At 67.2% G+C, this 23,618-nt stretch carries 22 protein-coding genes; 12 read left to right on the top strand and 10 right to left on the bottom strand.

Going from position 1 to position 23,618, the window contains the following annotated elements; all coding sequences use genetic code 11:
- The 4 genes from OEZ60_RS18080 to OEZ60_RS18065 are packed head-to-tail and all read left to right on the top strand — an operon-like array spanning position 1 to position 2,623.
- Entirely contained in the window at positions 1-792 is a 792-nt protein-coding gene (locus tag OEZ60_RS18080) for a peptidylprolyl isomerase (RefSeq protein ID WP_263339260.1), read from the top strand.
- 1 nt (position 793) lies between these two features.
- Positions 794-1,408 carry a carbonic anhydrase gene (locus OEZ60_RS18075; protein ID WP_263339257.1) on the top strand — a complete coding sequence of 205 codons (615 nt, stop codon included), beginning with the start codon at positions 794-796 and terminating at the stop codon, positions 1,406-1,408.
- 13 nt (positions 1,409-1,421) lie between these two features.
- Complete coding sequence (locus tag OEZ60_RS18070) at positions 1,422-1,934, top strand: DUF2478 domain-containing protein (RefSeq protein WP_263339255.1); 513 nt, start codon at positions 1,422-1,424, stop codon at positions 1,932-1,934.
- Between the two features lie 26 nt (positions 1,935-1,960).
- Positions 1,961-2,623: a 5-formyltetrahydrofolate cyclo-ligase gene (locus OEZ60_RS18065; protein ID WP_263339252.1), complete on the top strand. Its 663-nt coding sequence runs from the start codon at positions 1,961-1,963 to the stop codon at positions 2,621-2,623.
- A 41-nt stretch (positions 2,624-2,664) separates the two neighbouring features.
- Here the strand turns inward: OEZ60_RS18065 and OEZ60_RS18060 are convergent, their stop codons facing one another.
- Positions 2,665-3,324 (bottom strand): GntR family transcriptional regulator, encoded by a 660-nt coding sequence (locus OEZ60_RS18060; protein ID WP_263339250.1) that lies wholly within the window; start codon positions 3,322-3,324, stop codon positions 2,665-2,667.
- Between the two features lie 139 nt (positions 3,325-3,463).
- Here OEZ60_RS18060 and OEZ60_RS18055 point away from each other — a divergent pair, with 139 nt between their 5' ends.
- The 6 genes from OEZ60_RS18055 (at position 3,464) to OEZ60_RS18030 (ending at position 10,376) form a co-directional block, all read left to right on the top strand.
- The gene (locus OEZ60_RS18055) at positions 3,464-4,354 is read left to right on the top strand and encodes a dihydrodipicolinate synthase family protein (RefSeq protein WP_263339247.1); all 891 of its coding nucleotides are present in this window, start codon (positions 3,464-3,466) and stop codon (positions 4,352-4,354) included.
- Between the two features lie 147 nt (positions 4,355-4,501).
- Complete coding sequence (locus tag OEZ60_RS18050; RefSeq protein ID WP_263339245.1) at positions 4,502-5,788, top strand: NAD(P)/FAD-dependent oxidoreductase; 1,287 nt, start codon at positions 4,502-4,504, stop codon at positions 5,786-5,788.
- On the top strand, positions 5,785-6,786 hold the full coding sequence (locus tag OEZ60_RS18045; RefSeq protein ID WP_263339243.1) for a 4-hydroxyproline epimerase: 1,002 nt from the start codon (positions 5,785-5,787) through the stop codon (positions 6,784-6,786). Before OEZ60_RS18050 ends, OEZ60_RS18045 begins: the two co-directional genes overlap by 4 nt.
- A 16-nt stretch (positions 6,787-6,802) precedes the next feature.
- Positions 6,803-8,479 (top strand): cis-3-hydroxy-L-proline dehydratase, encoded by a 1,677-nt coding sequence (gene lhpI / locus OEZ60_RS18040; protein ID WP_263339242.1) that lies wholly within the window; start codon positions 6,803-6,805, stop codon positions 8,477-8,479.
- A 14-nt stretch (positions 8,480-8,493) separates the two neighbouring features.
- Complete coding sequence (locus tag OEZ60_RS18035; RefSeq protein ID WP_263339240.1) at positions 8,494-9,525, top strand: trans-3-hydroxy-L-proline dehydratase; 1,032 nt, start codon at positions 8,494-8,496, stop codon at positions 9,523-9,525.
- Between the two features lie 83 nt (positions 9,526-9,608).
- On the top strand, positions 9,609-10,376 hold the full coding sequence (locus OEZ60_RS18030) for a bestrophin-like domain (RefSeq protein ID WP_263339238.1): 768 nt from the start codon (positions 9,609-9,611) through the stop codon (positions 10,374-10,376).
- A 14-nt stretch (positions 10,377-10,390) separates the two neighbouring features.
- Here the strand turns inward: OEZ60_RS18030 and OEZ60_RS18025 are convergent, their stop codons facing one another.
- On the bottom strand, positions 10,391-11,092 hold the full coding sequence (locus OEZ60_RS18025) for a DUF1194 domain-containing protein (RefSeq protein ID WP_263339235.1): 702 nt from the start codon (positions 11,090-11,092) through the stop codon (positions 10,391-10,393).
- Between the two features lie 97 nt (positions 11,093-11,189).
- Entirely contained in the window at positions 11,190-12,260 is a 1,071-nt protein-coding gene (cysK, locus tag OEZ60_RS18020) for a cysteine synthase A (protein ID WP_263339232.1), read from the bottom strand.
- Positions 12,261-12,396: 136 nt separating this feature from the next.
- Between cysK and OEZ60_RS18015 the strand changes: the two genes are divergently transcribed.
- Positions 12,397-13,773 (top strand): NAD(P)-binding domain-containing protein, encoded by a 1,377-nt coding sequence (locus tag OEZ60_RS18015; protein ID WP_263339230.1) that lies wholly within the window; start codon positions 12,397-12,399, stop codon positions 13,771-13,773.
- Positions 13,774-14,074: 301 nt separating this feature from the next.
- Here OEZ60_RS18015 and OEZ60_RS18010 read toward each other — a convergent pair whose 3' ends face one another.
- The gene (locus OEZ60_RS18010) at positions 14,075-16,075 is read right to left on the bottom strand and encodes a BTAD domain-containing putative transcriptional regulator (protein WP_263339228.1); all 2,001 of its coding nucleotides are present in this window, start codon (positions 16,073-16,075) and stop codon (positions 14,075-14,077) included.
- Between the two features lie 146 nt (positions 16,076-16,221).
- Between OEZ60_RS18010 and OEZ60_RS18005 the strand changes: the two genes are divergently transcribed.
- On the top strand, positions 16,222-16,419 hold the full coding sequence (locus tag OEZ60_RS18005) for a hypothetical protein (protein ID WP_263339225.1): 198 nt from the start codon (positions 16,222-16,224) through the stop codon (positions 16,417-16,419).
- Between the two features lie 61 nt (positions 16,420-16,480).
- Here the strand turns inward: OEZ60_RS18005 and OEZ60_RS18000 are convergent, their stop codons facing one another.
- The 6 genes from OEZ60_RS18000 to OEZ60_RS17975 all read right to left on the bottom strand — a co-directional run.
- Positions 16,481-17,563 (bottom strand): saccharopine dehydrogenase C-terminal domain-containing protein, encoded by a 1,083-nt coding sequence (locus tag OEZ60_RS18000; RefSeq protein WP_263339222.1) that lies wholly within the window; start codon positions 17,561-17,563, stop codon positions 16,481-16,483.
- A gap of 273 nt (positions 17,564-17,836) precedes the next feature.
- Positions 17,837-18,268 carry an ankyrin repeat domain-containing protein gene (locus OEZ60_RS17995; RefSeq protein WP_263339220.1) on the bottom strand — a complete coding sequence of 144 codons (432 nt, stop codon included), beginning with the start codon at positions 18,266-18,268 and terminating at the stop codon, positions 17,837-17,839.
- Between the two features lie 370 nt (positions 18,269-18,638).
- On the bottom strand, positions 18,639-20,138 hold the full coding sequence (gene amaB, locus OEZ60_RS17990; protein ID WP_263339218.1) for an L-piperidine-6-carboxylate dehydrogenase: 1,500 nt from the start codon (positions 20,136-20,138) through the stop codon (positions 18,639-18,641).
- On the bottom strand, positions 20,135-21,178 hold the full coding sequence (locus OEZ60_RS17985) for an ACP S-malonyltransferase (RefSeq protein ID WP_263339216.1): 1,044 nt from the start codon (positions 21,176-21,178) through the stop codon (positions 20,135-20,137). The genes amaB and OEZ60_RS17985 overlap by 4 nt, the downstream gene beginning before the upstream one ends.
- Positions 21,175-23,364, bottom strand: coding sequence for a dehydrogenase E1 component subunit alpha/beta (locus OEZ60_RS17980; protein WP_263339214.1), 2,190 nt, complete (start codon positions 23,362-23,364; stop codon positions 21,175-21,177). Before OEZ60_RS17980 ends, OEZ60_RS17985 begins: the two co-directional genes overlap by 4 nt.
- A gap of 105 nt (positions 23,365-23,469) precedes the next feature.
- Positions 23,470-23,618: acyl-CoA dehydrogenase family protein (locus OEZ60_RS17975; RefSeq protein ID WP_411709813.1), on the bottom strand; the 149-nt coding region annotated here is incomplete at its 5' end.

Genomic DNA, 23,618 nt, shown 5'->3' with positions numbered 1-23,618 from the left:
ATGGGACCGCTCCTAAGCGACATCACGGTGAACGGCGAGGTCATCCCCGCCGCCACCATCGCCGCCGAGGCGCAGATGCACGAAGCGCCCAAGGGCAAACCGGGCATCGCCTGGCGCGCTGCGGGCCGTGCGCTGGCGGTGCGCGCCCTCCTCTTGCAGGAGGCGCGCGCCCGGAGCCTCACTCCGGAACCGGTGACCGAGGGCGACCGCGCCGAGACCGAGGAGGAGGCACTGATCCGCCAGCTCCTCGACGAGGCGCTGACCCCCGAGGCGCCGAGCGACGACGCGGTGCGCGCCGTCTACGACGCCGATCCGGCGAAGTTCCGCGCGCCGACGCTCTACGAGGCCGCGCATATCCTCTTCCCGGTGCGTCCCGGCGATGACGCGGTCCTCGGTGCCGCGCGCGAAAAGGCCGAGGCGGTTCTTGCCGACCTCGCTCGCAGTCCACGCGAGTTCGACCGGCTCGCGCGCGAGCTGTCCGCCTGCTCGTCCCGCGACGCTGGCGGCCGGCTTGGGCAGATCGCGACCGGCGACACCGTGCCGGAATTCGAAGCCGTCCTCGACCGCCTCGCCGAGGGCGAGATCGCGGCCGAGCCGGTGGCGACCCGCTACGGGCTCCACATCATCCGGCTCGACGCTCGCGCGCCGGGCGCAATCCTTCCATTCGAGACCGTCGCTCCCCGCATCCGCGCGATGCTGGCGAAGGCCGAATGGGCCAGGGCGGCCCGTGACTTCATTGAAACCCTCGCCGACAAGGCGGAGGTGACGGGCGTCGATCTGAAGGCGGCATGACATGGCACACGTCCTCGAAGCTCTTCTCGAACGCAACCGCGAGTGGTCGGCGCAGATCCGCGCCGAAAGCCCGGACTACTTTGACGGCCTCGCCGAACAGCAGGCCCCAGAGTTCCTCTGGATCGGCTGTTCCGATAGCCGGGTGCCGGCGAACGTGATCTCCGGCCTCGCGCCGGGCGAGGTCTTCGTCCACCGCAACGTCGCCAATGTCGTCCATTCGTCCGACATGAACCTGCTCTCGGTGCTCGAATTCGCGGTCGACGCACTGAAGGTCCGCCAGATCATCGTCTGCGGCCATTACGGCTGCGGCGGCGTGCGCGCGGCGACCGAGGAGGACATGCCGCACGGCCTCGCCGACCACTGGCTGGAGCCGATCCGGCGGCTCGCGAAGCGCCATGCCCATGAACTGGCGCGGATCGAGGACCTCGAGATGCGCCGCGACCGGCTGGCGGAACTCAATGTCCTTGAAAGCGTGGCCCGCGTGGCCGAAACCCCGATCCTGCGCCGGGCCTGGGCGAAGGGCGAATATCCGCTCCTGCACGGCCTCATCTACGGGATCCGCGACGGGGTCCTGAGAAACCTCGACTGCACGATCAGCGGCGCCGACGCCCGCTGAGAAAGGAAGACCCATGCGCCTTGCCTATATCACCGCCGCCGAAAAGGGCCTGACCGACCGGGTTCTCGCCGAGGCGGCCGACCTTCTCGCAGAGCGCGGCCTGCGCCTGGCCGGCGTGGTGCAGACCAATGTCCAGCGCCCGCAGCGCTTCCACTGCGACATGGACCTCCGGATCCTGCCTGATGGCCCGGTGATCGGCATCACTCAGAACCTCGGCGCCAATGCGCGTGGCTGCCGGCTCGACCCCGGCGCGCTGGAAGGGGCGGTGGCCGATGTTTCGGCCCGGCTCGGCGCGGGTGCCGATCTCCTCATTCTCAACAAGTTCGGCAAGCACGAGGGCGAGGGCCGCGGCTTCCGCCCCGTCATTGCCGAGGCGCTGGCGATGGACCTGCCGGTGATCCTCGGCGTCAATGCGCTCAACCTCGACGCCTTCCACGCCTTCACCGAAGGTCTGGCCGAGGAACTGCCAGCCGATCCGAGAACCATCGCCGACTGGTGCGCGCTGTCGCTGGCCGAGGCCGCCTGATAGGATCCTGCGCGGGAGGATCCCCAATGACCGGAGACGATGACCGCCGGAGCTACGCTTCGCCGCCCTGCTTCCTGCACGAGCTGAGCGCGGAGGAAGGCGGCGTACCGGGCGCCGTGGACGCGGTGCAGGCCCGCGACGTCGCGCGCTGGCGCAAGGCTGAGCGCGCCCGGCTTCTTGCAGAGCGTGCGGCGTTGAGCGTGTCGGAGCGCAAGGCCGCTGCGGAGACGGTGGCTCGCCATCTCGACGGGCTTCTCGGCGACATATGCGGCAAGGCCATTTCCGCCTGGTGGCCGATCCAGTCCGAGCTGGACCTGCGCTTCTGGCTAGCGTCGCTCGACGCCCGCGGCGCGAGCGCCGCCCTGCCGCTCGTGACCGAGAAACACGCGCCCCTGCGCTTCCGAATCTGGACCGCCGATGCGAAGATGGAGCGCGGCTTCTGGAACATCCCCGTTCCTGCGGCGGGCGATTGGGTCACGCCTGACATCGCCCTCGCGCCGCTCGTCGGCTTCGACGCGGCGGGCTACCGGCTCGGTTATGGTGGCGGCTACTTCGACCGGACACTTGCCGCCAACCCCGGGATCCACGCCATCGGCATCGGCCTTTCGGCCGCCCGCCTCGAGACAATCTTCCCGCAGGCGCACGACATCCGGATGCGGGCGATCGTCACCGAAAACGGCATCGCCTGACATTCCGTCCTTCGGAATCGCTGACGCCGAAGGTGTTCGGCTCAGCCGCGCGAAAGCAGGTCGAGCAGGTTTGCCTTCGCGCCGAGGATATGGCGGCGCGTCAGCTCCGCAGCCCGCGCCGCATCGCCCGCCTCGCAGGCGGCGAGGATCGCCTCGTGTTCGGCATTCGCCCGCGCCACCCCGTTCGACAGCGAAAGCTGCGCGCGCAGGTAGCGGTCCACCCTGTCGAGCGTCTTCTCGACGATGCCGAGATGGTAGGCGAGCGCGCTGTCGCGGTAGAGCGTCGTATGGAAATGCCGGTTGTGGTCGCCCCATTCCACCGGGTTCGCCGCATTCGAGAAGGCCTCCAGATGCGCCCGCGCGGCGGCGAGCGTCTCGGGCGTCATCCGCGGGACGGCCATCTCGATGACGCGGCCCTCGACCAGCGCGCGGAAATCCCAGATCTCGGCCGCCTCGTCGGGCGAGATCCCGGCGACGACCGCGCCTTTGTAGCGCTGGGTGGCTACCAGTCCCTGCTGCTCAAGCATGGTCAGCGCCTCGCGCACCGGGATGCGGCTGGTGTTGAACATCCGCGCGATCTCGTCCTGGCGCAGCGGCTCGCCATCCTTGAGCTGACCCTCGATGATCGCCTTCTTCAGTGCCTCGTAGATGATCACCGCCGCCGAGGCGGTCTGGCCGATATTCACGCTGTCGATCTGCACGTCGCCTCCGGTCGCAGATTGGATCCAATTTCCTCTTGCATATTGTATCCAATAACCGATAACCAAGTCACGCAGATTCTGCCGATGCCCGCCGCACCGGCCCCATCCCAGGAAAGGACCGCCCATGTGGAGTGGAATGATGCCCGCCGTGACCACCAAGTTCACCGCCGGGGGCGAGCTTGATCACACCGAAATGGAGCGCTGCTTCGCGCTCCAGATCGAGGCCGGCAATGCCGGACTCATCACCTGCGGAACGCTCGGCGAGGGCAACATGCTGTCGCCCGACGAGCGGCTCGAGGTACTGAAAATCGCGAAATCGGTGGCCGGCACGAAGCCTGCGCTTCTGACGATTTCCGAAGCCGGCACCCGCGAGGCCTGCGCGCTGGCCGCCCGCGCCGCGAAGGCCGGGGCCGACGGGCTCATGATCGTGCCCTCGCCGATCTACCACACCAACCGCGCCGAGACGATCGCCAACCTTAACGCGATCGCCAACGCCGGCGGGCTGCCGGTAATGATCTACTCTAACCGCGTCGGCTACCGGGTCGACGTGACGCCCGAGATGATGGTGGAGCTTGCCGAGAACCCGCTGATGGTCGCGATCAAGGAAAGCTCCGACGACATCCGCCGCTGCACCGAGATCTTCAACACCGTGGGCGGCCGGTTCAAGGTGCTGACCGGGGTCGACAACCTCGGGCTGGAGGCGCTTTTGATGGGTTGCGACGGCTGGGTGTCCGGCGTCTCCATCGCGTTCCCGAAGGAAAACCAGGCGATCTACGACCTCGCCAAGGCGGGTCGGATCGTGGAGGCGCGCGAGATCTACCGCTGGCTGCGCCCGCTTCTCGACCTCGACGTCTCGACCTTCCTCGTCCAACAGATCAAGCTCGCCGAGGCGATGGCGCTCGGCTCGACCGAGCATGTCCGCGCCCCGCGCATGCCGCTCACCGGCGAGCACCGCGCGCGGGTCGAGGCGCTGATCGCCGAGCGCATCGCTTGCCGCCCGGACCTCGCCAAGTTCGCCAAGGCTGCCTGATGGAATACCCGGTCCCCGGTTGCGCGTACCACTTCCGAGCCAATGCGGAGGCCGCTATGGTCGTGGTCAACCTGCGCACGGCCGGGTTCCACGCGACCGTGAAAACCGACTGTCTCATGGCATGACCTTTTAGGAAATGGGCCCGAATTGACCACCACCACCCGCCCCGCCGATCCGACCTCACCTGCCGATCTGGTCGTGATCGGCGCGGGCGTCATCGGCCTCTCCGTCGCCAATGCCGCGCTGTCGCGCGGGCTCACCGTCCGCGTGATCGACCGCACTGGCCCCGCCTCCGGCGCCTCGGCGGGCAATGCCGGTGGCTTCGCGTTTTCCGAGATCCACCCGCTCGCCTCGCCCGACACGCTGCTCGCCTCGCCGAAATGGCTGCTTGACCCGCTCGGGCCGCTGTCGATCCCGGCGCGTTATGCGCCGAGCATCGTGCCCTGGATGCTGCGCTTCGCGAAGGCGAGCCTGCCGGGCCGCGTCGCTGCCTCCACGCGGGCGCAGGCGGCACTCATGGGCCACGCGAAAAAGACGCTTGAACCCTTCATGGCGCTGACCGGCACCGCGGCGATGCTGCGCAAGACCGGCCAGATTCAGGTGCTGGAATCGGCTCGTGCCTTCGACGCCGCGCGACGCGAGTGCGAGGAAGCAGGGCATTTCGGTTACGGTCACCGGACGCTCGTCGGCGCCGACGCGATCGCCGAGGTGCAGCCCGGGCTCTCGCCGCGGTTCACCCACGGCATCGCGACCGAGGAATGGTGGGCCATCGCGGATCCGAAGCTCTACACGCTGGCGCTTGCCGAGGCGCTGATCCGCAAGGGCGGATGGATCGACACCGCCGAGGCGCGGGCGGTCGAGACCGGCCTCGAGGGCGCGGCGATCCATCTCGCCGACGGTTCCACGATCACGGCTTCCCGCGTGGTCATTGCCGCCGGCGCCCATTCGCACCGGCTTGCGGCGAGCCTCGGCGATCGTATCCCGCTCGAGACCGAGCGCGGCTACAACACCACGCTGCCGCCGGGCGCCTTCGACCTCCGCCGCCACATCACGTTTTCCGAACACGGCTTCGTCGCGGCGCCCCTGTCGACCGGCATCCGCATCGGCGGCGCGGTGGAGCTTGGCGGGCTCGACCTGCCGCCGAACTACGCCCGCGCGCGGGCGATGCTGAAGAAGGCCGCGGGCTTCATGCCCGGTCTGAAGACCGAGGGCGGCACCGAATGGATGGGCTTCCGGCCGTCGCTTCCCGATACGCTGCCGGCCATCGGCCGGGCGAGCCATGCGCGGAACGTGATCTATGCCTTCGGCCACGGCCATCTGGGGCTCACGCAGTCCTCGGCCACCGCCGATCTGGTCGCCGACCTTCTGACCGGCGCGACGCCGGCCATCGACCTCGCCCCCTTTGCCCCGGACCGTTTCAAGGGCTTGATATGACCAGCCACACCTTCCTCTGCATCGACGGCCATACCTGCGGCAACCCGGTCCGCCTCGTCGCCGGCGGCGCGCCGCAACTCCAGGGCGCGACCATGCTGGAGCGCCGCGCGCATTTCCTCGCCGAATACGACTGGATCCGCACCGGGCTAATGTTCGAGCCACGCGGCCATGACCAGATGTCGGGCTCGATCCTCTATCCCCCGACGCGCGAGGATTGCGACGTCGGCGTCCTGTTCATCGAGACCTCGGGCTGCCTGCCGATGTGCGGCCACGGCACCATCGGCACGGTCACGACCGCCATCGAGAACGGTCTCGTCAGTCCCAAGACGCCGGGCGTCCTGCGGCTCGACACGCCGGCGGGGCTCGTCATCGCCGAATACCGGCAGGAGGGGCGCTTCGTCGAGGAAGTGCGGCTGACGAACGTGCCCGCCTTCCTTCACGCCGAGGGGCTGACCGCCGAGGTCGAGGGTCTGGGCGAGATCACCGTCGATGTCGCCTATGGCGGCAACTTCTATGCCGTTGTCGAAAGTCAGGCGAATTTCCGCGACATCGAAGACAACCGGGCCCTTGATCTCGTCGGCTGGAGTCCGAAGCTGCGCGCCGCGCTGAACGCGAAATACGAGTTCGCCCATCCCGAGAAACCCGAGATCAAGGGGCTGTCCCACATCCTCTGGACCGGCGCGCCGAAGCATTCGGAGGCCACCGCCCGCAACGCGGTCTTCTACGGCGATAAGGCCATCGACCGCTCGCCCTGCGGCACCGGCACCTCGGCGCGGATGGCGCAGTGGGCGGCGCAGGGGCGGCTCAGCGAGGGCGAGGACTTCGTCCACGAAAGCATCATCGGCTCGCTCTTCAAGGGCCGGATCGAGGGGCGGACGAAGGTCGGCGAGCGCGACGCGATCATCCCCTCGATCGCCGGCTGGGCGCGGGTCACCGGCTACAACACGATCTTCATCGACGACCGCGACCCGTTCGCGCATGGCTTCGTCGTGACCTGAGCGAATGGGATACGTGATGGCCACGAGCATCATCGCCGCGAAGGCCGAAGGTCCAGTCGTCGCGCTCGCCGAAGGGTTGAGCTTCTGGGGCGGCGTCGATCCCGTTACCGGGCGGGTGATCGACGCCCATCACCCGGCCTGCGGCACGGCGCTTGCGGGCCGCATCGTGATGATGCCGACCAGCCGCGGCTCCTGCTCGGGCAGCGGCGTGCTGCTGGAACTGGCCCTGAGCGGCCACGCCCCTGGCGCACTGATCTTCCGCGAGGCCGAGGACATCCTGACCCTCGGCGCGCTCATCGCGGCGCGGATGTATGATCGGCCGCTCGCCGTTGTCCGGCTCGATGCCGACAGCTACGCGGCGCTGGCCTCGAAACCGGCGGCGCGGCTCACTGGAACCAACATCGAGGCCGAGGGCCTGTCGCTGTCGGTCACGCCGCTCTTCGCGGGTGATCTCGCGCTGACGTCGCGGGACCACGCCATGCTTGCGGGGGCGGAGGGCGAGGCGGCGCGGCTCGCGATGGAGATCATCTGCACTATGGCCGCGGTGCAAGGCGCGACGGGGCTGATCGACGTGACCCGCGCCCATATCGACGGCTGCATCTACGCGAGCCCCGCCAATCTCACCTTCGCCCGGACCATGGCCGAGATGGGTGCGCGGGTGCGGATCCCGACAACGACCAACGCGATCTCGGTCGATCACGCGAACTGGCGCGCGCAGGGCGTGCCGCCCGCCTTCGGCGATCCGGCAGCACGGCTCGCCGATGCCTATGTCGAGATGGGCGCCGCCCCGAGCTTCACCTGCGCGCCCTACCTGCTCGATGTCGCCCCGGAGACCGGCGAGGCCATTGCCTGGGCGGAGTCCAACGCCGTCCTTTACGCCAATACGGTGCTCGGCGCGCGTACCGTGAAGCACCCGGACTTCCTCGACCTCTGCATCGCGCTGACCGGTCGGGCACCGCTCTCGGGCGTCTATCTCGAAGAGAACCGCCGCGCTGGCCGCGTGATCCGGGTGGAGCTGCCCGAGGCGCATGACGATGCGCTCTGGCCGATGCTCGGCTATCTCGCGGGGCGTCTCGCGCCCGACCGCATCCCGCTCCTGACCGGGCTCGAGGGCACGACCCCCTCCACCGATGACCTGAAGGCGCTCTGCGCCGCCTTCGGCACCACCTCGGCCGCGCCGATGCTGCATGTCGCGGGGATCACGCCCGAGGCCGGGCCTGCCCCCGCGCCCGGTGCTGACGAAGCGCGGATCACCCGTGCCGACTTGGCCCGCAGCTGGGCGCAGTTCAACTCCGGCCCGCCCGAGGTCGACCTCGTCGCGTTCGGCTCGCCGCATTTCTCCGCCGCCGAATGCCGGAAACTGGCTGATCTTGTCGACGGGCGCCACTGCCATCCCGGCACCGCCGCGATCGTGACCCTCGGCCGGGACACGCTCGCCGCAACCCGGGCCGACGGCACGCTCGGCCGGCTCGAAGCGGCGGGCATCCGCATCGTGCCCGACCTTTGCTGGTGCTCGATCTCCGAGCCGGTCTTTCCGCCCGCCGCCCGCACGCTGATGACCAATTCCGGCAAATACGCCCATTACGCCCCGGCGCTCTCCGGCCGCGCCGTCCGCTTCGGCAGCCTTGCCGATTGCGTCGCGGCGGCGCTGACCGGCAGGGCGTCCGACACCCCGCCCGACTGGCTCACCTGACAAGGACGACCCCGATGCGCAGCACCAAGACCATCCACGTCATCTCCGCCCATGCCGAGGGCGAGGTCGGCGACGTCATCGTCGGCGGCGTGGCCCCGCCGCCCGGCGCCACGCTCTGGGACCAGCGCCGCCACATCGCCGAGGACGGGGCCTTGCGCGCCTTCGTGCTGAACGAGCCGAGGGGCGGGGTCTTCCGCCATGTCAACCTGCTGGTGCCGCCGAAGGACTCCGAGGCACAGATGGGCTTCATCATCATGGAGCCCGAGGACACGCCGCCCATGTCCGGCTCGAACTCGATCTGCGTCGCGACGGTGCTTCTCGATTCCGGCATCGTGCCGATGACCGAGCCCGTCACCGAACTGACGCTCGAAGCGCCCGGCGGTCTCGTCCGGGTCCGTGCCGACTGCCGGAATGGCAAGGCCGAGCGGATCACGGTCAGGAACCTGCCCTCCTTCGCCGACCGGCTGGATGCCAAGCTGGAGGTCGAGGGGCTCGGCACGCTCATGGTCGACACCGCCTTCGGCGGCGACAGCTTCGTGATCGTCGACGCCGCGGCGCTGGGCCTGAAGATCGCGCCCGACGAGGCGCGCGACATCGCCCGGCTCGGCACCCGCATCACCAATGCCGCGAACGCCCAGCTCGGCTTCGCCCATCCCGAGCGGCCCGACTGGGATCATATCTCCTTTTGCCTTTTCGCCGGGCCGCTCGGACCCGACGCGACCGGCTTCACCGCCCGCTCCGCCGTCGCGATCCAGCCCGGCAAGATCGACCGCTCGCCGACCGGCACCGGCGTCTCGGCGCGGATGGCGGTTCTTCACGCGAAGGGCGTGATGGCAGAGGGCCAGACTCTCACCGCGCGCTCGATCATCGACAGCACCTTCGCCGGGCGCATCGCGGCGCTCGCGAACGTCGCCGGCCGGCCCGCCATCGTGCCCGAGATCAGCGGCCGCGGCTGGATCACCGGCATCCACCAGCACCTGCTCGACCCCGACGATCCCTGGCCGCAGGGCTACCGGCTCAAGGATACCTGGGGCGCGGGAGACTGATCCGCGATCCTTTTTGTTGGACGCATGGGAAAACATGCGGTTAGCTTCATTCATCGATGTGAATGTGAAGGGAGCCGCCCGCCATGGATCCGATGACGTTGGGTGTCGGCGCACTGTTCGTTTTCGGCACGATCGCTGTCGCACTCCTTGCCTATTCCGCGATGCGCGCCATCGTTGGCGGCGACTACGGCTCTGAAACCCAGGATCTCGCCGGGTCGGTGATCTTCCGGGTCTCGGCGCTGCACGGCCTGATCCTCGCCCTGATCTTCGCGCAGGAGATCCAGAACTATAATCTCGTGCGCAACGACCTCGTCGACGAGGCCACGGCGATCGCCGACATCTATAACGACATCCACCGCTATGGCGCCGAAAGCGAGGGCGAGGTCCATGCCGCGCTCTCGGCCTATGTGCGGGTGGTGGTCGACGAGGAATGGCCGCTTCTCGCGGAATCCGACCGGCTCGCGCCCGAGGGCTGGCGCCTGCGTGAGATCGTCTATCAAGCGGTGCTCGACCTCGTGCCTAGTACACCGCGCGAGGAGGCGCTCAGGCACCATATGATCGACCGGGCGCAGGCCATCGCCACGCTGCGGCAGGAGCGCGAGAACAGCGCGCTCAACTCCCCGAACGGGCTCTTCTGGTTCGCGGCGCTTTCAGGCGTGGTGCTGGTGACGCTGCCCTATTTTATCTTCTCGCCAACCCGGCTGCACCTGATGCTGCTCAGTGTATATGGCGGCTTCAGCGGCATCGTGATGTTCATCATCTACGCGATCTCCGACCCGTTCTCGGCCCCGGGCGCGCTGGCGCCGGTCGCGTTCGAGCGCCTGCTCGAAACCGAGATCGGCGACGGATGAGCCGCTCGTCCGGTTCAGTCCGTGGGCGCTGACGCGACGACCGCTGCGGGCGCGAGTTCCCGCAGCAGCTTTTCGCGGATGGCGGTCTTGTAGTCGGAGAAATCCCAAGTCGGAATCGCGAAGGCGCCGACGCCTCTGATCACTCGCGTCTCGTAATAGCGCATGAGTTCTGGCCGGGCCCGGCCGCCGATTACGAGCGCGTTCACCGTCGTGGAATCGAAGTCGCGCACAAGGTAGACGGCTTCAGGCTCCGGTCCACGGTTGTTGTAGCCGTCGCTCGACAGGTCGATCGTCTGCCGCGCGCAATCCGGCATCCTGGCAAGCTCCGCATGAGCGAATTCCAGCGCCGAGCCGACGGCGGTGCGCCGGCCCCGGCCGGTACGCTCATGCCGGTCGAGCCGCGCGGCGATCCCGTCGAGGTCGGCCCCGGTCTCCGCCAGCGTCCAGTCGGCGATCACTTCGTGGTGGGTCGCATCGCTCCACTCGAAGACGGTGATGGCGACCGGCTCGTCCGGTTCGAGGATCGTGGCGCGGACATCGGGGTCACGCAGCGCCGCCGCAAGGCCGCCGAACTGGAGCCTGTAGTCACGCCCGTCGACGCTTTTCGAGACATCCATCGCCAGAACCAACGCCAGCCGACAGGCCGCGGCGCCATCCGGCGCCCCGAAAGCCAGCGCGAGGGCCAGCGTTGTCCGAAGCCAGATCGGGTGGCCCATGTCGCTCCCCGTGTCGGTGCCGCGCCGCGAACAAGCCGCGGCGATCCGGCATGATAGCACGGATCGCCACCGCCGTCGCCGGAGCTTCCCGGCGGGTTCAGGGCATGTGGTAGCCCGGTGTGGAGAGCGAGATCTGCCGCTCCTCCTCGTCCATGTCCTCGGGAATGCCCTCGAAGAGCGGTGTCGTCAGATACCGCTCGCCGGTATCGGGCAGCATCGCGAGGATCACCGACCCCGGCGCCGCCTTCTCGGCGATCCGCATCGCGACCGCGAAGGTGGAGCCGCCGGAAATCCCGGTGAAGATCCCTTCCTTCTGGGCGAGCTTCCTGGCCCAGGCGACGCCCTCGGGACCGGGAACCGGGATCAGCTCGTCATAGAAGCCCTTGTCGAGCGCCTCCTGCAGCACGAGTGGGATGAAGTCCGGCGTCCAGCCCTGGATCGGATGCGGCTCGAAGGCCGGGTGGCTCGCGGCCGGCGATCCGTCGGCCCCGCGCTCCTGCTTGGTGCCGGAAGAAACAAGCGCGGCATTCGCGGGTTCGGAGAGGATGAACTTGACCTCGGGCCGCTCCTTGCGCAGCACCCGGCCCACCCCGGTCAGCGTCCCGCCGGTGCCGTAGCCGGTGACGAAGTAGTCGAGCCGCTTGCCCGCGAAATCGCCGAGGATCTCGCGTGCGGTGGTCGCCTCGTGGATATCGGCGTTGGCCGCGGTCTCGAACTGGCGGGCGAGGAACCAGCCGTGCTTTTCGGCGAGCTCCACCGCCTTGTTGTACATGCCGGTGCCCTTCTCGGTGCGCGGCGTCAGCACCACCTTGGCGCCGAGTATCCGCATCAGCCGCCGCCGCTCGACCGAGAAACTGTCGGCCATGGTCACCACGAGCGGATAGCCCTTGGCCGCGCAGACCATCGCAAGCCCGATCCCGGTATTGCCCGAGGTCGCCTCGACCACGGTCTGGCCGGGCTTGATCTTGCCCTCGCGCTCGGCGGCCTCGATGATGTTCACCGCGAGCCGGTCCTTGACCGAGGCGGCGGGGTTGAAGGCCTCGGCCTTGACGTACATCGTCACATGGTCCGGCCCGAGGTTGTTCACCCGGATCACCGGCGTATCGCCGATCGTGTCGAGAACGCTGTCGAAAAGGCGGCCCCTGCCGTTGGTTGTTCTGATGGCCATGTATCCCCCCTGAGTTATGTGGTCGGGGCCCGAAGCCCCGGTCGGACCCCGTGACTATACCAGCCCCGCCGGAATCCTCACCCGGTCTTTTCAGTATCGGTTTCCCGGTTGCTCGACCGACCGGCGCAACCCATTGATGTTCGACAGATCCGCAAATCCTGTTGGTCCGCATTGCGGGACGGAGCGGTCATTTGACCAGCCAGCGTTTGGGGCCGCATTTCGGAACAGCTGCACTCAAGAATGGATGATATGGTCTCTCGCCATATGGGGGAGATACGAGATTCGCGGCGGCGCGCTCGAGTGCATCGTGGTCGGTGGCGGCTGGGCTGGGCTAGCCGTCAGCGGTGAACTGACGGCCCGGGGCATCCAGCATCGCCTGTTCGAACGACACCGTATTGCCGAGACCTGGCGCACCCAGAGGTGGGACTCCTTTAGAATAAACACTCCAAGGCATCAGACCGTCATGCCGGGCGAACGCGACACCAGCGGCGACCCTGACGGTGCCATGCCCGTCGCGGAATTCATCGCCCTCATGCAAGATTACGCGGGACGTCGGGGTCTGCCGGTCGAGTGTGGCCGGGAAGTGCGCAGGATCGAGCCGCACGGGCGCGGTTATCGTATCGAGTTGGACAGGGAGACGGTGCTGTCCCGATGTGTCGTCGTCGCCAGCGGTGATCAGAACGTGGCCGTCCGTCCTGCGCTGGCAGCCAACGTCCCGGACGCCGTGGCACAATACGACGCGACGAGCTACCGCAATCCCACGTCAATGCCCGAAGGCGCGGTGCTGGTGGTCGGAAGCGGCCAATCGGGTGGTCAAATCGCCGAGGACCTTATCCGGGCCGGCCGCGAAGTCTATCTCTCGACGAGCCGCGTGGCGCGGCAGACCCACAGCTATCGCGGCCGCCACAGTATGGCATGGATGGTCGACACCGGCATCATGGACATACCGAAGGCCAATTTGCTGGCAGCGGGCCCGATTCCGACGCGAGCGCTAGTTGGTGCCGACCACACGATCAGCCTACAGTCACTGAGCGCACAGGGCGTGCAACTGCTAGGACGACTGACGGCTATCGACGCAGGCAGGGCGCACTTCGACTCAGATGTGAGCGTCAATGTCGCCTTTGGGGACACGACTGCCGCGGAGACGAAGGCACGGATCGATGCGTGGCTGACGGCCAATGGCATCATGGCACCGGCGGCCCGAACGGATCCTGCCGAGACCGTAGTGCCGACTCTCCCCGATCCGGCGATACTGGAACTTGACCTGACGCAGAGCGTCGGATCAGTGGTTTGGTGCACAGGCGTGCGGGGTGACTACACTTTCCTGCGGGTGCCCGCCGTACTGGACAATCGAGGCGCCCCTATTGAATCTGGCGGGCTTACCCGCGTTGCCGGGCTTTGCATCGCAGGCGTGCCCTATTCCGTTTCCCGTCGTTCCGGCACAATCCTTGCCGCCGCCCCGGATGCGGAGCGCATGGTCAACCACGTAGAAATGGTTCTCAGGAGCAATTAGATCAGTCGCTCCCGGCCAATCACCGGCGGAAAAAAACGGACCAATTCAAGCAGTGTTCGTGACGCCGCAACGGAGGCGGTTGTGCTTGGAGCGAGGATGCGGAGGACAGCTACTCGCTTCGCCCCGCAGAACGGTGGGGCAGGGCGGCGAGAGTCCGTTCGGCGCAGTCAGCATGACGGTCGCGCGAGGGCGGGCAGCAGAAGTTCGCTGTGGCGAGAGCGTACGGCGGGTTTGGTCTCGAAGCGGACCAACACGATGTGCTGACACACTCTTGATTCTCAGCGCATCACAGCCGCCGCGTTCAGTCCGGCAGCCCGGCCTTCCTGAGCCCGCCCACTAGATGCTCCCAATCGCTCGGGTCGCGCCACATCGCCCGGTAGGCGCCGGCGAGGCTCTCGACCGTATCGTTCTCTATGGCGATGTTCCGGCTCGCGAATTCCCGTCGCCGCATGCGGATGAACTCCGCCAGGGCCGTTCCCGCCTCGCCCGTCTGGCCGAGATGGGCATAGGCGCTGACCAGGAAGGCATGGGCAAGCGAATTGAGAAGCGCCTCGCCGATCAGCACCTGCACGACCTCCCCGTAGTCGCCCGCGAAGAAGTGGATCTGGCCGAGGATCCAGTCGATCGAGGGCGAATGCATCGGATCGAGCCGGATCGCCTCGAGCACGACCTCGCGTGCTTTCTCGCGCCGGCCGAGAAGCAGGAACGCATAGCCGCACCAGGCCATCGATTCCGCCTCGTTCACGATCTTCGACAGGGTCTTGTCGAACTGGACCTCGGCCTCGTCCCAGAGCCCCTCGCACAGGAATGCGTAGCCGAGCTGGTCCTGGATATAGACGTCGGTGTTGTCGAGCCCGGCCCCCTTGCGCGACAGCGCGAGCGACTTGCCCGAGGCGCCCTCCTCGGCCAGGCCGAGCCATCCATCGACGACATAGGTATCCGCGAGGTACATGTAGGCGCGGGCGTAGCGCGGGTCGAGCTCCAGCGCCTTGTTGAACAGCTCGCGGGCCTCGGCGGTGTCCTCGGCATTCAGCCCGTCGCGCAGCGACTTGCCCCTGAGCATGTATTCGTAGGCCTTCATGTTCTCCGTCGGCATCCGCGAGGCGCGTTCGGCCACGTCCTCCTGCACCCGTCCGGGCAGGACGGCGACGATGCTGCGCGTGACCTCGTCCTGCACGGCGAAGATGTCGTCGAGCTCCCGGTCATAGCGCTCCGCCCAGACATGGTTGCCGGTCAGGGCATCGGCGAGCTGCGCGGAGATGCGGACCTTGCTCCCGGCGCGGCGCACGCTGCCCTCGACCACATACTGGACGCCGAGCCTCTGGCCGATTTCCCGGACCCCGAGATTCTCGTCGCGGAACGCGAACGAGGAATGGCGCGCGACGACGAACAGGGTCCGGAACCGCGACAGGCCGGTGATGATGTCCTCGGTAATCCCGTCGCTGAAGTAGTCCTGTTCGGGATCGCCGCTCATGTTGGTGAACGGCAGCACCGCGACCGAGGGCTTGTCGCGATGCTTGGCGGCTTCGACCATCGGTCGCGCCGGGGTGTCGGAGGTGGATGGACCGTCGGCGCCCGTCCGGATGCGCCCGATCAAGGCGGTGGTTGCCGGTCCCGGCTGAATGCCGAGTTCATCCGAGAACAGGTCGCGCATCGCCTCGTAGTGTCGCAGCGCCGAGGCGGTTTCCCCCTGCGCGTGGAGGATCCGCAGCACCAGCCGATGCGCCGCTTCGTTGAACTCGTCGAGCTCAAGGAGCTTGCGGGCCGCCGTGGACGCGCCGGAGAGGTTCTCCGTGCCGATCAGCGCCTCGGCGATCTGGGCGAGTTCCGACGTCACGAGGGCTGCGACCCTCGCGCGTTCGGCCGTCAACCAGTCCTCGAACGGCGGCTCGTTGACCGACAGCCCGGAAAGCAGCGTCGGCGCCGCCGCGAGGTGGTCGAGCCGCTGCCCGACGGTCCGCGGCGGGGCATCCTTGCCGAGCGCGTCGATATCCAGGTCGACCGCATCGAACCGCAGCCCGAGCATCGGCCCCCGGGTTTCGATGACATCGGCATCCGCGCCAAGCGCCCTGCGCAGGCTCGCGAGCGATTGGCGGAGATTGGTGCGCGCCTGCGTCTGGCCGCTGCGGCTCCACAAGAGGTCGGCCGCGGTGTCGCGGTGCAGCCCGCCGGGTCCGGCCAGCGCGATCATTGCCAGCAGCGCCTGGGATTTCTGCGTCGGGAAGGATACGGGCGTCCCGTCGCCGCTTGTGGCCGATAGCGGACCCAGAAGCCGGAGGTGAAGGCGGTTGCGTCTCGTCAATATTCCAGCCCTCGGATGCCGCGGTCGATTTTGCGGGAGGCGACGACGATTTCACGCCCCCGTCACGCCGGGCCGTACGGATCCCGAGCGCCCTACCAGCATCTTAGGTGCATCGACCCGCAATCCAAGAACGGAAAGGACAGACCATGTGCTTCGATGTGAACCCGCTGGCCCACGAGATGTATCTGCGTAACCTGACCCGCGATCCCCGGGCCGGTTATGACCACGCCGCCGGCCCGCTGACCGGCTGGCGCGCCGAGCGGCTGCGCGGCCTTATGGAGGGGGCCAGGCGGGTGCGGCGCCGGGGCGGCATGTGGACCCCGGCCACCGCAACACGGGCCTGATCCGCAGACGCCGGCGGGCCTCTCCGGGGAGGCGGTTTCCGCCCCCCCGGGCGTCGGCGGTTCAGCCGTGCCGGCCCTTGTGGCCGATGTTGTAGTAGTTGCCGGTCCGGGTCTCGAGATAGGGCGTGAGCGGGATTTCCTCCTGCTTGAGGAACCCCTGCTGCGGCAGTCTGCCTGCCCGCACCATCTCGATCACGGCAACGACCGAGGCCGAGGTCGTCCAGGCGATCGCGGTCCGCCGCTTGCCGCCGATCTCCAGGGGATAGTAGGCGCGGACGAATTCCTTGCGCTTCAGCTGGCCTTCCACCCAGCCCTCGGCGGCGACATGGACATAGACCACGTCCTCGTCCACGGGGGGCTTCGCATGGGTCAGGATCTTGCCCGCCGCCTCGCGGTTTTCCCGCATCAGGAGCTCGTGGAAGAAGAAGTTCATCAATTCCACATGGCCGGGATAGCGCATGGTCTTGTAGTCGAGGTTCTCGATCTTGTCGGCATAGGTCTCGCACATCGTGCCGAGCCCGCCGGAGGTGGTGAAGGCTTCGAGCTTCACGCCGTCGATATAGATCGTCTCCAGCCATTCCATCGCCGAGACGGTCTTGTGCACGCCCTCCTCGATCACCTCGCAATCGTTGAGGTACTCGTTGACGACGCCCTCGGGCGACCAGTTGAAGGCGTAGCCCAGGAGGCCAGTCGGGTTCTGCGGCAGCGCGCCGACGCGGAGCCGGATCGAGCGGACCTTGTCGAACATGTCCGCGAGATGCGCGCCGACGATGCCGACGAAGCCGGGCGCGAGGCCGCATTGCGGGGCCATGACGCCCTTCGCGGTCGTCGCAAGCTCGCGGATATGCTTCGTCGTCGGCACGTCCTCGGTCAGGTCGAAATAGTGGAGCCCGAGCCCGTGGGCGACGGTCGAGACGCCGATATTGAGGTGATAGGGCAGGCAGGACAGCACCGCCTCCTGATCCCTGAGGATCGCCCGCAGGGCGTCCTTGTCGGTGAGGTCGGCGGTGCGGACCGGGAACGGACAGCCCGAGACCTCGCGCGCATCGACGCCGGTGACGGCAAAACCCGCCTCGGCCAGAAGCTCCGCCGCAAGGTGACCCACCTTGCCAAGACCCAGCACCGCGACTCTGGTGAACGACATTCCCGATTTCCTTTCGTTATTTGGCTGTCCGGCCGGACGCCGGTTCGCCGCCACAATCACCCGCGCGGCTGGCGATTTCCTCAGCTATTCCGGCGGTTTTGGTGGGGGAATGCAGAAAAGTGCCGGGGTGGTCGGTCAATGTGCCGGGGGCAATGGAGTAGCTTCGCAGACAGGCTGCCGATCCTGCATGGACATCCATGCAGTTGATTGGGATGTGATCGAGAATAGCCATACTATGGAATACGTGCCTTCTCCGGTCACGGGAGGCAAAAGCTATTCCGGTCGACCAGCGGGTGTCATGCCCATAGCTTGGCAAAGTATCGCGTGGACTTCCCAGCGCTTCTTGCTTTTTGCAATCGCAGCAGGTTTTTCCGGGACATAGTCCCAGTCGGCGGCATGAGGATCAGCGCCGCGCGAAAGAAGATGACGAACGACGGTGGGTGAGGACCAGGCGGCCGCAGTATGTAGCGCCGTCGATCCTAGAGTAGCAGTCAGGTTGATGTCCGCTCCCGCGTCACAAAGAAGATCGACCAACCGGATTGTCAGCGCAGATGCTTCATCGGGCGGCAATCTACAGTCGATTTCAACTTGCAGAGCGGACATAAGCACTGTGAACCCCTCGTCATCGACGTAGTTGATTTGGGGGTTCTTACTCAACACCCACGCAACTGCCTCCGGGTTTCCGGAGTCGATTGCGTTGGTCAACCAACGTCGCCCGAGCCATCCGTCAGTACCACAAGGAAACGGGCTTCTTACAGTCAACTCCTCCAAGCGCGAAACATCTGCCGCGCAAAAAGCCTCCCAGACAGTCTGAAAATGCTGGAAGGCAAAGTCTTCTGATCCCGACACCATTTTGTACTCGCGAAGTAAGGTGCCGCTAATACGGGGACGGAACAATGATTGTGTCAAGGCATCATGAGGAAGATCGTACTGACCCGATGGCTGGGGAGATATTAGGGCCCGGTCTCAAAGGTGAGAGGACGGTGCCGAAGAAGAGGTTGCGACATCCCGGATAGACACTGTGATGTCGCAACTGTCTCACGAGGTCCCGGATCATGTCCGGGACGGGGCCGCCTCAGAAGTCGAACTTCACGCCCTGCGCCAGCGGCAGTTGCGCCGAATAGTTGATCGTGTTGGTCTGCCGCCGCATATAGCCTTTCCAGGCGTCCGAGCCGCTTTCGCGCCCGCCGCCGGTTTCCTTCTCGCCGCCGAAGGCTCCGCCGATCTCGGCGCCCGAAGGACCGATATTGACGTTGGCGATGCCGCAGTCCGACCCGGCGGCGGAGAGGAACGCCTCGGCCTCGCGCATGTTCAGCGTGAAGATGCAGGACGACAGCCCCTGCGGCACGTCGTTCTGGATCGCGATGGCTTCGTCCAGCGTCTCGTAGCCCATGACATAGAGGATCGGCGCGAAGGTCTCGGTGCGGACGGTGTCGGTCTGCTCGGGCATCTCGGCGATGGCCGGGGTGACATAGGCGCCGCCCTGCGGCACGCCCTCGGCCACAACCTTGCCGCCGTGGACGGTGCCGCCCTCGGACTTCGCCTTCTCCAGCGCGGCCTGCATCCGGTCGCGCGAGGCATGGTCGATCAGCGGACCCACGAGCGTGGTGCCCTTGCGCGGATCGCCGATCGGGAGCGAGGCATAGGCCTTGGTCAGCTTCGCGACGAGATCGTCCTTGATCGAGGTGTGCGCGATGAGCCGGCGGAGTGTCGTGCAGCGCTGGCCCGCCGTGCCGACGGCGGAGAAGACGATGGCGCGCACCGCCATGTCGAGATCGGCCGAGGGCGCCACGATCATCGCGTTGTTGCCGCCAAGCTCGAGGATCGGCCTTCCCCAGCGCGCCGACACTTTCGGTCCGACGATGCCGCCCATCCGGGTCGAGCCGGTGGCCGAAACGATCGGCACGTCCTTCGAACTCACCAGTGCCTCGCCGATCGCGGGGCCGCCGATCACCAGCTGGCAGAGCCCCTCCGGCGCGTCGCCGAAGCGCTTCAGCGCGCGGTCCATGATCTTCATCGTGGCGATGGCGGTCAGCGGCGTCTTTTCCGACGGCTTCCAGATCACCGGATCGCCGCAGACGAGCGCGAGGGCCGTGTTCCAGCACCAGACCGCGACCGGGAAGTTGAAGGCGGTGATGATCGCGCAGGGCCCGAGCGGATGCCAGGTTTCCATCATCCGGTGGCCGGGGCGTTCGGAGGCGATGGTGAGCCCATAGATCTGGCGCGAGAGGCCGACCGCGAAGTCGCAGATGTCGATCATCTCCTGCACTTCGCCGAGGCCCTCGGAGGTGATCTTGCCCGCCTCCAGCGTCACGACGGCGCCGAGTTCCTCCTTGGCCGCCCGCAGTTCCTCGCCGAGAAGCCGCACCAGCTCGCCGCGGCGCGGCGCCGGCACGGTGCGCCAGGCCTTGAAGGCTTCCTGCGCCTTGGCGATGACGCGGGGCATGTCGGCCGGGTCAGTCTCGTGAACACGCGCCACTTCCGCCCCGTCGATGGGCGAATGCACCGCGAGCGTACCGCCGCTCAGCTCGTCTTTGGTCAGGCCCGCGGCCTTGAGGATGTCGTCATGGGTCATCTTGGCTCTCCCTTCGTGACGGTGGCCCGCTGATCGTCCATGCCCATGGAGATCAACAGAGGCTCCGCCTGTTGCCGTGTCTGGAATTCGGTTTTCGAGCCCATGCTACGCCAATCCGCGAGGATCAGCGACTGGGCAACCGCGCCGCCGAGCGTGGTGCCGGGGCCGGTGACGAGGAAGAGATCGGGCGCGAATTCCCGCGCCGCGATCCGGATCGCATGGGTGAAGTCGTAGGTCTCGGTCACCTGGTGGCCGAGCGTATAGTCCCAAAGCGCGTGGGTGTCGGTGGCACCAGGCCACCAGATCGCACCGCGCCCGTCGATCATCGGCAGCTTCGGCTGGCTGAAGAGCGCGGGCGACAACCGCGAGCGGCCACGCTCGGCGACCGGCGCCTGAAGGCTCGAATGGAACGCCGCGTGGTTTGCGAGCCGCATCGGGAATCGACCCTGTACCGGCGGAACCGCGGCCTCAAAGGCCGCGAGCTCCGCCTCGTTCCCGGCGATGACCAGCATGCCACCGAGGTCGATCGAGAGCGTCAGCACATGGTCCGCGCGGGCGGCAATCTCCGCGATCAGCGCCATCAGCTCGGCCTTCCGCGCCGGATCGGGCCGCCAGTCCTCGCCCACGAATGGGTAGATGAGCTGGCCGCCGATCAGCGCCTCCTGCATCAGCGTGCCCATCGTGTTGACGACCTCGAACCCCGCCTCGGCCGTCAGCGCCCCGCCGCAGGCGAGCGCCGAATACCAGCCCATCGAGTTGCCGGTGACCGCGACGACCTCGACCTCGTCGCCGTCGATGGCGCGAAAGTCACCGAGCGTCGCGGCGTAGATCAGGGCGCTCGCATTGTCGCCACGGGTGTGCTTCGCCACCGAATAGGAGGCGGCCCCGTCGAGCGCCGACAGCGTCTCCTGCCCGAGCGCGGCGCGCGTCGCGTCAAAGGCGCCGAGCAGCGCGCGGTCCCCGAAATGCCGCTTGAGATAGCCGAGCTCGGTCTTGGTATAGGTGCCCCGACCGGGGCAGATGACGACGGCGGTCTTCATTTCGCACCCCCGATCAACGCCATCGCGGCGTCAAAGATGCTGTCGGCCGACGGCATCGTCGCGGCATAGGCGGGGCCGGTCGCGATGAAGCTGTCCTCCGCGGTGAGCCGCGCCACCGGCACGTCGCCGCGCTCCGCGAAGAGCGCCATCAGCGCCTCGGCAACGCCGCCCGAGTGGCGGGTTTCGTCGACGATGAGGACGCGATTCGCGCCCTTCGCGGCGTCCACCAATGTGTCGGCGGGCAGCGGCGAGAGCCAGCGCATGTCGATGACGCGCGTCTTGACGCCCGCCTCGGCCAGCCGCCTTTCCGCCTGCCGCGAGAGGTAGGTGCCATTGCCGAAGGTGACGATGGCGAGATCCTGGCCGTCACCGTGGACGCCCACCTCGCCAAACGGAATCAGCTCGTTTCGGGCGGGATAGACACGCATCCAGCCGCCGTCCCTCTCGCCGTGAAGATCGCGCATCGGGTAAAGCGCGATGGGTTCGAGGAACACGACGACGCGCTGCTCCTCCCGCGCGAGCCGCACGCATTCGCGCATCATCTTCGCCGCGTCGGCCCCGTTCGACGGGCAAGCGAGGATCACGCCCGGAATGTCGCGAAGGACCGCCACCGAGTTGTCGTTGTGGAAATGGCCGCCGAAGCCCTTCTGATAGCCCAGGCCCGCGATCCTGAGCACCATCGGGTTGGTGTATTGCCCGTTCGAGAAGAACGGCAAGGTCGCCGCCTCGCCCCTGATCTGGTCCTCGGCATTGTGGAGATAGGCGAGGAACTGGATTTCGGGCATCGGCACGAAGCCGTTCTGCGCCATGCCGATCGCAAGCCCGAGGATCGACTGCTCGTCGAGAAGCGTGTCGATCATCCGGTCCGGCCCGAACCGCTGGGTGAGTTTCTGGGTGACACCGTAGACGCCACCCTTGCGGCCGACATCCTCGCCCATCATGACGATCTCGGGATGCTCCAGCATCAGGTCGGTGAGCGCCCAGTTGATGAGCCGCGACATGATCTGTGGTTCGTCCATCGCCTTCATGTCGGATCCGAAAGCCGCCGCCCGCGCCTCGGCCGAGGGGCCGTTCGTCGGCTTGCAAGGCCGTTTCGGCGGGATGATGCTCGCCATGACGTCTTCGGCGGTCTTCAGCCGCGGCCGCTTCACGGCCTCGCCGGCGATCCGCGCCACCCGGGCGTTGGTCTCCTCGTAGATCGCGAGCGCCTCGGCGGGCTTGAGCGCCCCGGCCTCGCCCAGCAGCCGCACGGAATGAAGGAGCGGGTCATTCGCCTCCTCGGCCTCGACCTCGTCACGGGAAAGGTAGGTGGTGGGCACATCCGCCCCGGCATGACCGTAAAGCCGGATCGTGCCGACATGGAGGAACGCGGGTTTCTTCCGCGTGCGCACGTAATGCGCGGCTTCCTGGGCAACGCGGAAGGTCTCGTAGATGTCGAGCCCGTTGCAGTGGAAGTACTTCAGCCCCGGCCGGTTCGAAAATGTCGCCGCGATCCAGCCCTTCGGGGTCTTGGTCGAAATGCCGATGCCGTTGTCCTCGCAGACGAAGAGCAGGGGCAGCGGGATCGACTGATAGGAGGTCCACCCTGCCGTGTTGAACGCACCTTGCGCCGTCGAATGGTTGGCCGAGGCGTCGCCGAAAGAGCAATAGACGATGGCGTCGTCTGGAAGCGCCTTGTGCTCCGGCGCATGACGTCGGGCCGCACCGATGGCATAGGCCGCGCCCACCGCCTTCGGCAGATGCGAGGCGATGGTCGAGGTCTGCGGCGGGATTTTGAGCGCCTTCGAGCCCAGAACCTTGTGCCGTCCGCCCGAGATCGGATCCTCCGACGAGGCCGCGAAGCTCAGAAGCATGTCCCAGGCAATCGACTGGCCCGGCACCTGCGCCGCACGCGCGATCTGGAAGGCGGCGTCGCGGTAATGCAGGAAGGCCATGTCGGTCGGGCGAAGCGCGGCGGCAACCGCCGCCAGCCCCTCATGCCCCGAGGACCCGATGGTGTAGAATCCTTGCCCCGCCTTCTGCATGGCGCGGCTCTGCCGGTCGAGCGCACGGGACAAGCACCCCGCGCGATAGACGGAAACCGCCTCGGCCGCCGATAGCGGCCCGACCGGCGCGGCACCACCGGGCAGATCACCCGAAGCGACGCGTCTGAGGAAGTTGTCATGAACGATATCGGCGCGATCCATGATCCAGAACTCTTTCGCTCTTCTTCTTTTTCCAAACATCCCCGCCGGAGGCATCCAGCGGATGGGCCGGGAGCCTCCGGCGGGGATATTTTCGAAAAGAAGAAATCAGAAGAAGGCCTGCAGCCCCGTGATCGCGCGCCCGAGGATGAGGGCGTGGACATCGTGCGTGCCTTCGTAGGTGTTGACGGTCTCGAGGTTCATCGCATGGCGCATGACCTGGAATTCTTCCTGGATGCCGTTGCCGCCATGCATGT

The sequence above is a fragment of the Albidovulum salinarum genome, from assembly GCF_025673475.1.
GTDB lineage: Bacteria > Pseudomonadota > Alphaproteobacteria > Rhodobacterales > Rhodobacteraceae > Albidovulum > Albidovulum salinarum.
This window is presented reverse-complemented; position numbering and strand designations above follow the sequence as displayed.